This is a genomic window from Glaciihabitans sp. dw_435, assembly GCF_018449675.1.
Lineage (GTDB): Bacteria > Actinomycetota > Actinomycetes > Actinomycetales > Microbacteriaceae > Glaciihabitans.
Genome location: NZ_JAAVUZ010000021.1, coordinates 21245 through 31532, shown reverse-complemented (window position 1 = coordinate 31532; position 10288 = coordinate 21245). Strand labels below are relative to the sequence as shown.

12 protein-coding genes and 1 tRNA gene are annotated in these 10288 nt (G+C 66.9%); 6 read left to right on the top strand and 7 right to left on the bottom strand.

Going from position 1 to position 10288, the window contains the following annotated elements; all coding sequences use genetic code 11:
* Nucleotides 1–3: 3 nt before the first annotated feature.
* Together HB677_RS16660 and HB677_RS16655 are read right to left on the bottom strand one after the other, a co-directional pair.
* Nucleotides 4–76, bottom strand: a tRNA-Arg gene (locus tag HB677_RS16660).
* Between the two features lie 36 nt (nt 77–112).
* On the bottom strand, nt 113–508 hold the full coding sequence (locus tag HB677_RS16655; protein WP_213816859.1) for an MmcQ/YjbR family DNA-binding protein: 396 nt from the start codon (nt 506–508) through the stop codon (nt 113–115).
* 152 nt (nt 509–660) lie between these two features.
* Here HB677_RS16655 and HB677_RS16650 point away from each other — a divergent pair, with 152 nt between their 5' ends.
* The 3 genes from HB677_RS16650 to HB677_RS16640 are packed head-to-tail and all read left to right on the top strand — an operon-like array spanning nt 661 to nt 2560.
* The gene (locus HB677_RS16650; RefSeq protein WP_213816858.1) at nt 661–1428 is read left to right on the top strand and encodes a hypothetical protein; all 768 of its coding nucleotides are present in this window, start codon (nt 661–663) and stop codon (nt 1426–1428) included.
* Between the two features lie 23 nt (nt 1429–1451).
* On the top strand, nt 1452–1907 hold the full coding sequence (locus HB677_RS16645; protein WP_213816857.1) for an epoxide hydrolase N-terminal domain-containing protein: 456 nt from the start codon (nt 1452–1454) through the stop codon (nt 1905–1907).
* The gene (locus HB677_RS16640; RefSeq protein ID WP_213816856.1) at nt 1907–2560 is read left to right on the top strand and encodes an alpha/beta fold hydrolase; all 654 of its coding nucleotides are present in this window, start codon (nt 1907–1909) and stop codon (nt 2558–2560) included. The genes HB677_RS16645 and HB677_RS16640 overlap by 1 nt, the downstream gene beginning before the upstream one ends.
* A 9-nt stretch (nt 2561–2569) precedes the next feature.
* Here the strand turns inward: HB677_RS16640 and HB677_RS16635 are convergent, their stop codons facing one another.
* On the bottom strand, nt 2570–3295 hold the full coding sequence (locus HB677_RS16635; RefSeq protein ID WP_213816855.1) for an alpha/beta fold hydrolase: 726 nt from the start codon (nt 3293–3295) through the stop codon (nt 2570–2572).
* A 137-nt stretch (nt 3296–3432) separates the two neighbouring features.
* On the opposite strand from HB677_RS16635, the gene HB677_RS16630 reads away from it, so the two are divergent.
* The gene (locus tag HB677_RS16630) at nt 3433–4818 is read left to right on the top strand and encodes a magnesium chelatase (RefSeq protein WP_213816854.1); all 1386 of its coding nucleotides are present in this window, start codon (nt 3433–3435) and stop codon (nt 4816–4818) included.
* On the top strand, nt 4811–6850 hold the full coding sequence (locus HB677_RS16625) for a VWA domain-containing protein (protein WP_213816853.1): 2040 nt from the start codon (nt 4811–4813) through the stop codon (nt 6848–6850). Before HB677_RS16630 ends, HB677_RS16625 begins: the two co-directional genes overlap by 8 nt.
* Nucleotides 6851–6886: 36 nt before the next feature.
* Here the strand turns inward: HB677_RS16625 and HB677_RS16620 are convergent, their stop codons facing one another.
* The 4 genes from HB677_RS16620 to HB677_RS16605 all read right to left on the bottom strand — a co-directional run bounded on the left by HB677_RS16620 (nt 6887) and on the right by HB677_RS16605 (nt 9756).
* On the bottom strand, nt 6887–7657 hold the full coding sequence (locus tag HB677_RS16620) for an SCO1664 family protein (protein WP_213816852.1): 771 nt from the start codon (nt 7655–7657) through the stop codon (nt 6887–6889).
* Nucleotides 7657–8202 carry a DUF3090 domain-containing protein gene (locus tag HB677_RS16615; RefSeq protein WP_213816851.1) on the bottom strand — a complete coding sequence of 182 codons (546 nt, stop codon included), beginning with the start codon at nt 8200–8202 and terminating at the stop codon, nt 7657–7659. The genes HB677_RS16620 and HB677_RS16615 overlap by 1 nt, the downstream gene beginning before the upstream one ends.
* Before the next feature lie 34 nt (nt 8203–8236).
* Nucleotides 8237–8923 (bottom strand): histidine phosphatase family protein, encoded by a 687-nt coding sequence (locus HB677_RS16610; RefSeq protein ID WP_213816850.1) that lies wholly within the window; start codon nt 8921–8923, stop codon nt 8237–8239.
* Nucleotides 8924–8988: 65 nt separating this feature from the next.
* Nucleotides 8989–9756, bottom strand: coding sequence for an alpha/beta fold hydrolase (locus tag HB677_RS16605; RefSeq protein WP_213816849.1), 768 nt, complete (start codon nt 9754–9756; stop codon nt 8989–8991).
* 48 nt (nt 9757–9804) lie between these two features.
* Here HB677_RS16605 and HB677_RS16600 point away from each other — a divergent pair, with 48 nt between their 5' ends.
* Entirely contained in the window at nt 9805–10263 is a 459-nt protein-coding gene (locus HB677_RS16600) for a MarR family winged helix-turn-helix transcriptional regulator (protein WP_213816848.1), read from the top strand.
* Nucleotides 10264–10288: the final 25 nt, after the last annotated feature.

The following is a 10288-nucleotide window of genomic DNA, read 5'->3' as shown; positions in this document are numbered from 1 at the left end:
GCGTGCGCCCGGAGGGATTTGAACCCCCGACCTATTGATCCGTAGTCAATTGCTCTATCCGCTGAGCTACGGGCGCGTACTGGCTGGGTCAAAACCCAACTTGACGACTATATCAGCGACTGAGGCCCTCAGAATCCAAAGTGCGTAAATGGCGCACCAGAGCAAGCTGCCGGTAGGAGGTATCGACCAGTTCCGCGACCTGGCTCCAGTCCGTGTCATCCACATCAATATGCATGGCCAACCACCCGTGAACGCCGAAATATCGCGGAATAAAGAACCGCTCATCGCCCTGCAGCGCCGCTTTTTCCTCCAGTACTGGCTTGAAGACGATGGATTCCGGGTTCACCATCGTCTCGCCGACAAACACAAAGATTTTCTTGCCGACACGAAAAGTGGGGCGTCCCCAGGTGGTCTCTTCGACAGCGTCGGGGTACGGCATCGCAATCTCGCGCACCTTCTGGACGAGTGGATGCCCCGGGCCGATGACTTCCGGATGCGGTTCTGCCACCTTTCCGACGCTACGCCCGCCGGTGTCACCCGTCCAGAGGTGCCTGCCCTGCCGGAGTGGCGGCCATAGGATGGAGGCGTTCCGCGCAGGCGATGTCGGCCGAGATGGGCCCGCATCGCTGGCGCCCGCTCAAGCCCTGTGAAAGACACACTGTGACCGACCCAACCCTGCGACTCCCCACCTCGACGTTCCGCGTGGTGCTCGACCTCGGTGTGCTGCCCCTCGTGGCACCAACGCTCGCGGACCGCTTCCGCCAGCCGGAGCTGGGCATCGACTTCGACGGGGAGTCGGAGGCCGACCGCGCCGCGATCTTCATCGAGTTCCCCGACGGGCAGCTGCACCTCGAGATTGTCGACGCGGAGGTCGAATACCACTTCCACGACGCCCTCGGTGAGGGTGACGGCAGCAGCCCCTGGGATGACGAAGAGACCGAGAACCTCATCAACTGGGCAATGGCGTTCGCCGCCCACCTCGCTCCCCTGCTTCCCGACCTCGTCGCCGACGTCGAAGAGGCAGCCGACTGGTTCGACCAGGGGCTGCCGATCTACGCCGCTCAGGTCGAGCCGGTGCCGCTGCAGCTCATCGAGGTTCAACTCGAGGGTGACCTGCTGATGCTCCCGTGGCTCGGCGCCGGAACCGTCGACCACGAGCACATCGACGCGCCCGGCGACCCCATCGCGCTCCTGTGGAGCGCCACCGAGGAGGGCTCGACCACTCCGATCGCCCGCGCCTGGAGCGACGGCATCACGACGACTCCGCTCGCCGAGGCCGAGCCCGGCGTGAACTGGGACGCCGTCGGGCTCCCCGAAGCCGAGGTTCTCGACTGGCTCAGCAGCCTCTACATCAACGACAACGTCATTCCCGACCCGCGCGTGACGATCATGCAGGCCGCCCTGCTGCGCATCGCCGGCCTGGCCTGACCGATGGACGAACCCTGCTCGACGTGTCATCCGCCGACCTCGACGACCTGCGATCGCGCCTGCGCGCCACCCGCTGGGCCGAGACCTGGCCAGACGTTGACTGGGAGGCGGGCACGAGCCAGCGCGAGCTGCGCAGCCTCGTCGAGTACTGGGCCACCGACTACGACTGGCGCTCGCACGAGGCGGCAATCAACGCGCTGCCCTCCGCGTTCGCCACGATCGACGGAACACCCGTGCACTACCTCCGCTTTGATGCGGAACGAGCGGATGCCTTTCCGCTGATCCTCACGCACGGCTGGCCCAGCACGTTCCTGGAGCTCACCGACCTCGCCGGTCGGTTGGCGAATCCATCCCGGTATGGGGGCGACACTGCCGACGCGTTCACCGTGATCGTGCCATCCCTCCCCGGATTCGCGTTTCCCCGCAGCGCACCTCACTGCTCGAAGCGCTGCCGACGCACGAGATCTGGCACCGCCTGATGCGCGACGAGCTCGGGTTTGAGCGCTACGGCGCGCACGGCGGCGACCTCGGAGCCGGCGTCTCCGCCCGCCTGGGCGAAGCCCATCCCGAAGCCGTCGTTGGCATCCACGTGCTCGCCGTCGCCGGTCCGGCGAATCCCGAGAACCTCACCGACGAAGAGCGCACGTACCTCGCGTCCCTGCAGACGTGGGACCGCGACGAGGGCGCTTACGAACACGAGCACCGCACCCGCCCGCTCACCCTGGCACCGGGGCTGTCCGACTCCCCCGCCGGGCTGCTCTCCTGGCTGGTCGAAAAGTACCGCGCGTGGACCGACTCGCACGGCGTACTCTCCACCCGCATGAGCGATGATTTCGTGCTGACCCAGGTGTCCCTCTACTGGTTCACCAACACGATCGGCACGTCACTGCGTCCCTACTACGAGTACGGGCGCAGCAGCACAACCGCCGTGACGCGAGTCACCGTGCCGACCGCGGTGGCGGTATTCCCCGCCGACCTCTCGCAACCCCCGCGAAGCTGGGCCGAGCGCACCTACAACGTCACACAATATAAGCGGATGCCCCGGGGCGGACACTTCGCTGCCCACGAGGAGCCCGGGCTGCTGGCGGCGGACATCACAGAGTTCTTCCGCGACATCCGCCCCCAGCCTTAATCGTTCTGCCTAGTCACTGACGGCGTCGACGGCCGCGAGGATGGCGGCAATTGCCACCTCGGGGTGCGACACCATCGAGACGTGCGATGCCGCCACCTCGGTGATGGTTGCTCCCGCGCGCTCGGCCATGGAACGCAGAACGGCCGGCGGAATCACCTTGTCCTCCGTGCCAACGACCGCCCACGACGGGCGGCCCTTCCACGAGGGAGCGGCCGACGGCGCGGTGTTGGCGCTCAGGGTGATCGGGCGCTGGCGCGCGGCGATCAGGAGGCGGTCGACCTCCGGCAGGTCCTGGGCAAAGGCGGTGTGCACGGTGTCCGGCTTGAGGAACGCCTCGAGGTCGCCCTCGGGGGCGCCGGGGAACGCGATCAGGTCGAGCACGGTCGTCGGGTCGGGAACGTCGAGCGCCGAACCCGAGCCACCGAGCAGCTGGAAGACAAACTCGCCCTCGTCGGGAATGAAGGCGTCGACGTAGACGAGCGCCTTGACGTCGTCGGTGAGCTCGGCATTGGTGATGACGAATCCGCCGTAGGAGTGACCGACCAGCACCACCGGGCCAGTGGTGCGCTGCGCAATAAATGACGCGATGTTCGCCGCGTCATTGGCCGGCCCGTGAAGGAGATTGGGCGGCACGAGGACGGTGAAGCCCTGCCCCTGAAGCTCTGAGGTGACCGCGTCCCAACTGGAACCGTCCGCCCATGCTCCGTGCACGAGAACAATTGTGGGTAGTGACATGTTGTTCCTCTCGAAGTGCCTGAAATGGAAGTTTTCTCAGACACTACGCCCGGGCCATATCAGCGGTATATGGCAATCAGGTAAACGAATGTGACCAACCCGAACCCGCCATCGGCTCCCGGCGTAACCTTGCTGAGGTGATACGACCAACCATTGCTACGGTCGGCGAGCTGCGCGCTGCTGGCCACGTCCAGAAAACCCTTCGCGAAGAGATCCGCGAGAACCTTCTCGCCGCTCTCCGGGAGGGTCGCGATCCGTGGCCGGGCCTGCACGGCTTCGAGTCGACCGTTATCCCGCAGCTCGAGCGGGCGCTCATCGCCGGGCACGACATTGTGCTCCTCGGCGAGCGCGGCCAGGGCAAGACCCGCCTCCTTCGCACCATGGTGGGACTACTCGACGAGTGGTCGCCCGTGATCGAGGGATCCGAGCTCGGCGAGCACCCCTTCGATCCGATCACCACGACGAGCCAGAGGCGCGCGACCGAGCTGGGCGACGCCCTGCCGGTTGCCTGGCGCGGACGGGACGAGCGTTATGCAGAGAAGCTGGCGACCCCCGACACGAGCGTTGCCGACCTCATTGGCGACGTCGACCCGATGAAGGTCGCAGAGGGACGCAGCCTTGGCGACCCCGAGACGATCCACTTCGGGCTTATCCCCCGCAGCCACCGGGGGATCGTCGCGATCAACGAGCTTCCCGACCTCGCCGAACGCATTCAGGTCGCGATGCTCAACGTCATGGAGGAGCGCGATATCCAGATCCGCGGCTACGTGCTGCGCCTGCCGCTCGACGTTCTCGTGGTGGCCAGCGCCAACCCGGAGGACTACACCAACCGCGGCCGGATCATTACTCCTCTCAAGGACCGCTTCGGCGCAGAGATCCGCACCCACTATCCGACGGAGTTGAACGACGAAGTCGCGATCATCCGCCAAGAATCCGATCTTGTGGCCGACGTGCCCGACTACCTCGTCGAGATCCTCGCCCGCTTCACGCGTGCGCTGCGTGAATCCCCCGCGGTCGACCAGCGCAGCGGCGTGAGCGCACGCTTCGCCATCGCCGGAGCCGAGACCATCGCCGCCGCCGCGATCCACCGGGCGACCCGCCAGGGTGAAGACCACGCCGTCGCGCGACCGGTCGACCTGGAGACTGCCGTCGACGTGCTCGGCGGAAAGATCGAGTTCGAGTCGGGCGAGGAGGGACGCGAAGACGAGATCCTCGATCACCTGCTGCGCACCGCCACCGCCGAGACCGTGCGGGCGCACTTCCACGGGCTGGACTTCGGCGTACTCGTCGAGGCGATCGAGAGCGGTGTGATGGTCACCACAGGCGAGCAGGTCACCGCGCGTGACTTCCTCGCGGGGCTTCCGGTTCTCGGCGAATCCGAGTTGTACGACTCGATCACCGACCGCCTGGGCGCGACCAACGACGGCCAACGGGCCGGCGCCATCGAGCTCGCGCTGGAGGGCCTCTACCTGATGCGCAAGATCAGCAAGGAGAGCGGCGGGGGCGAAACGATCTATGGCTAGGGTCAACCGCAGGCTGACGCGTGCCTCCCGCTACAGCAAGTACGCGGGCGGCCCCGATCCTCTCGCGTCACCGATCGACCTGTCCGAGGCGCTCGACGCCATCGGCGAGGACGTCATGGCCGGCTACTCGCCGGAGAGCGCGATGCGCGAATTCCTCCGCCGTGGCGGCAAGGACAAGGCGGGGCTGGATGAGCTCGCCCGTCGCGTGAGTGAGCGCCGACGCGAACTGACACAGAAACATAACCTCGACGGAACCCTGCGCGAAGTCACCGAACTCCTCAAAAAGGCGGTGCTTGCCGAGCGGGGACAGCTGGCCCGCGATGTCGACATGGACGACAGCGACCGGATGCTCGCCGAGATGCAGCTCGACAACCTTCCCGCGTCCCCCGCGGCCGCGGTCAGCGAGCTGAGCGATTACTCATGGAAGAGCAGTGAGGCCCGCGCCGACTACGAAAAGATCAAGGACCTGCTCGGCCGGGAGATGCTCGACCAGCGTTTCGCAGGGATGAAGCAGGCCCTCGAGAACGCCACGGACGAAGACCGCGCCGCCATCAACGAAATGCTTGGCGACCTCAACGCGCTCCTCGACGCCCACAAGCGGGGCGAGGACACCCCCGAGCAGTTCGACGACTTCATGGAGAGGCACGGCGACTACTTCCCCGAAAACCCCCAGAACGTCGATGAACTCATCGACGCCCTCGCGCAGCGCGCCGCCGCCGCGCAGCGCATGCGCAATTCGATGACCCAGGAACAGCGGGACGAGCTCGACGCCCTCGCCCAGCAGGCATTCGGTTCCCCCGAGCTGATGGACTCGCTCGCCCAGCTCGACGACAACCTGCAGGCCCTGCGCCCCGGCGAAAACTGGGGCGGTTCGGAGCGCCTGGACGGCGACGAAGGTCTCGGCCTCGGTGACGGCACAGGTGTCTTCCAGGACCTCGCCGACCTCGATGAGCTGTACGAGCAGTTGTCCCAGTCCTACAACGGATCCCAGATGGACGACCTCGATCTCGACAAACTCGCCCGACAGATCGGCGACGACGCGGCGGTCGATGCGCGCACACTCCAGCAACTCGAGAAGGCCCTGCGCGAATCGGGCACCATGAAGCGCGGCACCGACGGACAGCTCAAGCTGACACCCAAGGCGATGCGCCAGCTCGGCAAGGCATTGCTGCGGGATGTCGCGCAGCGCATGTCAGGCCGTCAGGGCAACCGCGACCTGCGGCAGGCGGGCGCCGCGGGCGAGCGATCGGGCGCGACGCGCGAATGGGCCTTCGGCGACACCGAACCGTGGGATGTCACGCGCACCATCACGAACGCGATCGTCCGCACCGTGGGCGACGGCGGATCCACCGGCGCCGGCGTGCGCATCGACATCGGCGACGTCGAGGTGCAGGAGACCGAGGGGCGCACGCAGGCCGCCGTCGCCCTGCTCGTCGACACATCCTTCTCCATGGCGATGGACGGTCGGTGGGTACCGATGAAACGCACCGCGCTCGCCCTCCACACCCTGATCAAGAGCCGCTTCCGGGGTGACGACCTTCAGCTCATCAGCTTCGGCCGTCACGCCGAGGTCATCGAGATTGAGGAACTCACCGGCCTCGAGGCGCAGTACGACAAGGGCACGAACCTGCACCACGCCCTGCTGCTGGCCAACCGTCACTTCCGCAAACACCCGAACGCGCAGCCAGTGCTGCTGATCGTCACCGACGGCGAGCCCACATCGCACCTCGAGTCCAACGGAGAGGTCTTCTTCGACTATCCGCCGCACCCGCTGACGGTTGCCTACGCCGTGCGCGAGCTCGACAACTCCATGCGACTGGGCGCCCAGACAACGTTCTTCCGCCTCGGCGAAGACCCGGGTCTCGCCCGGTTCATCGACACGATCGCCAAGCGCGTCGGCGGCACCGTCGTCGCGCCCGAACTGGACGACCTCGGGGCCGCCGTGGTCAGTTCCTATCTCGGTTCACGGCGCGGCGAGAGCCCGTCCGGCGGAAGCTTCGACGGCATGTTCGGCCGCGGCTGGGGATACTGACCGGCTGACCGACTGGCTGGCCGGCTGGCCGGCCGGTCAGAACAGCGGCCAGGGCATCGCCGGCATCTCGCCGTGCGGTGCGGGAAAACGGCTGTCGTTCAGCAGCGCATCACATCGGTCAGCGAGCGCCACAATCTCGTCGATGCTGATCAGCGCGGCCAGAACCGTGCCCAGCTCGCCATCCAGATTCGAGCGGATGCGCCGCACGCCGTCCAGCTCGTCCGCGTTGAGCTCCTCACCCAACCACCCCCACAGCACAGTCCGCAGTTTGTGCTCGACGTGGAACGTGAGCCCGTGGTCGACACCGAACCGGTGACCATCCGCCATCGCGAGGATGTGCGCGCCCTTTCGGTCCGCGTTGTTCACCACGATGTCGAATACGGCCATGCGCCGAAGTGCGAGCGAGTCCTCGTGAATGAGTGTCACCTCACGGTCATCCGCGTCCATTCCGTCAAAGACGTGACGCCAACCGTGTTCGGGAACCTCGTCCGACGCGACGAGATCCACGGCGTCCTGGGCGGGGTCGGAGTCCTGCCACGCCTGCACCATTCCGCGGCCGAACGGCCCGTCGCGCAGCCAGGTGGGGGGAACGATGTTCCATCCGAATGATTCGGAGACCAGGTACGCGGCGGCCTCACGGTTCGCGAGATCGACTCCGGGAAAGTCCCATAGCGGCCGCTCACCCTCGACGGGCTTGTAGACGACGACCGTGTCGCCGATCGTGCCGAGAAAGGTCGCGTTGGACGCCGTGGTGATGCGGCCCGTGAGCTCGAGCTCACCGTCGATGAGATCGACGTCCGGCTGCATCAGAGGGAGTCGGGGGTCGGGCAGACGTGCCCGTCGGGGTCCATGGGGTTGCCGCACAGCGGGCAGAGCGGGCGCCCGGCGCCGACGACCTCGAGCGTGCGCTTGGCGAAGGCCCGGGCGGTGCCGACGGGAATGCGCACGAGCATCATTTCGGATGGCTCGACCTCGACTTCCTCGGGACCGTCCTCGTCCACCTCGAACAGAGGGTAGGCCTCGATGACCACCTGCGCGGTCGACGGGTCCCAGCCGAGGCTCATCGCGCCGGTGCGGAACTGCTCTTCGACAGGCTCGAGGGGATCGTTGTCGACGAGTTCGACGGGGGTCGCGGCCGGCACACTGGACGGGTTGCCGTCCTGCGCCATCAGCTCATCGAGGATCTCCTCGATCTTCTCGGCGAGCAGCGCCGACTGTTGCTTCTCGAGTCCGACGCTGATGATCTGGGCTCCGGCACGAGCCTGCAGGTAGAACGAACGCTCACCCGGCTGGCCAACGGTGCCGACAACAACGCGGTCGGGCCAGTCGAATCCGTAGACGATAGTTGGCATCTCCTCAGTCTACGAGCGTGCTCCCGCGCGTGGCTTAGAGGTTGCCTGCGCCACCCCCGACGGGAGCGTCCGCCGATGGCGTGACCGTTTTCAGCCACGACAGGTCGCCGGAGTCGGTGTTCGTGGCTAAGACGTCCGGACGACGCGGCCCGTACCGGATGATGGAGACCGACGCCGGACCCACCGTGATGCGCTGGAACAGGTCGAGGTGCATGCCATACGCGTCGGCGAGGATCGACTTGATGATGTCCCCGTGACTTACGGCGACCCAGACGGCGCCGGGTCCGTGCTCCGCCTCGAAGCCGGCGTCCAGCCTGCGGATTGCCGCCACCGAGCGGGCCTGCATCGTGGGCATTGACTCCCCACCGGGGAAGACGACGGCGGACGGCTGCGATTGCACCACCGACCACAGCGGTTCCTTGGCGAGCTCGCTGATGGTGCGGCCCTGCCAGTCGCCGTAGTCACACTCGATGATGCCGCGATCGATCAGCGTCTCCGGGTCATCCGCTTGCCTGTCCGTAATGAAGCGCGCGGTCTGACGGCAGCGCTCGAGAGGACTCGAGACCACGCCAACCAGCGGCACCGCGGACAGCCGCTCGCCCGTGCGCGCTGCCTGGTCGCGGCCGACCTGATCGAGGCGGACTCCGGCGGTGCGCCCGGCGAGCAGTCCGGACGCGTTCGCGGTGGTGCGTCCGTGGCGGACGAGGATGACTGTGGCCATGACTGCAAGCCTAGGCACCCCTGCGGTTACGGCGGACCAGCCGCACACCGTGCGGTCGCCGGCGGCTACAGGCCGTCGAGGAACCGGTCGATCGCGGCGAACGTTGCGGTGGGCTGTTCCAACTGCGGCAGGTGTCCGGCCTCCGGGATCTCGACGAACTGTGCACCCGGAACGAGGCGGGCAAAGGCGCGACCGTAGGCGGGGGTGACGACGCGATCGCTGGCACCCCAGAGCACGAGCGTCGGCGCGGCGATGCGGCCGAGACGGGCCGGGAACGTGGGATCCTGCGCGCCCGCGATCACCGCCATCGCCTGGGCGTTGGAGGCGAGCACCGCGCGCTCGGCATCCGACATCGATGCCGGGTCGCGGTACCCGAGATCGGCGTTGTGCCAGGCAACCTCGGCACGCTGACGCGCGTTCAGGGCGGCGAAGTCCGCGGCGGGCGCCTCGGGGACGTCGATGCCCGTGCCATCGATGACGACCAGCGCACCGACCAGGCCATCGAGATCGTTCTCGGCAGCGGCGGCGGCGATCTCTGCCGCGATCCATCCCCCGATCGACGAGCCGATGATGACCACGTCCGAGAACTGGCGCTCCTGCAGCAGCGCCACGTACTCGGAGGCGAGGGTGCGCACCGAGCGCAGATCGTCCGGCCGCGGGGTGCCGCTCCATCCCGGATGAGTAGGAGTCAGTGTGTGAGCGGATGCCTCGAAATGATGGCTGATCGGCGCGACGGTGAAGGGCCCACCCCCACCATGCAGCACGAGAACGGGTCGCCCGCTCCCCACCTCGGTGATGTTCGCTCGGACTGCGTCGTGGATCGAGACCATCATGACTCCTATATCAATATGTTTATGTACTAGTACTGATACGCTAACACCATGAACGACGAAAGCGAGCCCAGCGTCGATCTCTCCCAGGTGGGGCAGCTGGTCAAGAAGGCGCAGTATCGCAACCACCGCGCCATGGATGCCGCCCTGCGCCCGCTCGGAACGAGTCTGGTGCAGTGGGACGCGCTCCGGGCGATTTCGCGGTTCCCCGGTGCATCCGGTCACGACCTCGCGCTCGCGACCTTCCAGAGCGACCAGTCCTGGGGCACCCTCGCGACCCGGCTGGTGAGCCGCGGCCTCATCGAACGTTCGGCTGGGGTTGGACGCCGCGTCGCGCACGAACTCACCGATGAGGGTCGCGCCCTCCTCGCCGACGGAACCGCCGCCTCCCAGAATGTGCTGCCCGAGCTGTTTGCAGCTCTCGACGAGGACGAAAGGACCATGCTGGCGACGGTGCTGCGCAAGCTCACCGCCGACGACCAAACCCTCGAAGCGACTACTCCGAACTAACTCAGGCGTCATTCGACGCGCCCTG

Bases quoted from the DNA above. Each gene is read 5' to 3' on its own strand.
- HB677_RS16640 (WP_213816856.1), top strand. From the start codon at position 1,907: ATGCGCGACGAGCTCGGGTTTGAGCGCTACGGCGCGCACGGCGGCGAC.
- HB677_RS16635 (WP_213816855.1), bottom strand. From the start codon at position 3,295: ATGTCACTACCCACAATTGTTCTCGTGCACGGAGCATGGGCGGACGGT.
- HB677_RS16625 (WP_213816853.1), top strand. From the start codon at position 4,811: ATGGCTAGGGTCAACCGCAGGCTGACGCGTGCCTCCCGCTACAGCAAG.
- HB677_RS16620 (WP_213816852.1), bottom strand. From the start codon at position 7,657: ATGCAGCCGGACGTCGATCTCATCGACGGTGAGCTCGAGCTCACGGGC.
- HB677_RS16615 (WP_213816851.1), bottom strand. From the start codon at position 8,202: ATGCCAACTATCGTCTACGGATTCGACTGGCCCGACCGCGTTGTTGTC.
- HB677_RS16610 (WP_213816850.1), bottom strand. From the start codon at position 8,923: ATGGCCACAGTCATCCTCGTCCGCCACGGACGCACCACCGCGAACGCG.
- HB677_RS16605 (WP_213816849.1), bottom strand. From the start codon at position 9,756: ATGATGGTCTCGATCCACGACGCAGTCCGAGCGAACATCACCGAGGTG.
- HB677_RS16600 (WP_213816848.1), top strand. From the start codon at position 9,805: ATGAACGACGAAAGCGAGCCCAGCGTCGATCTCTCCCAGGTGGGGCAG.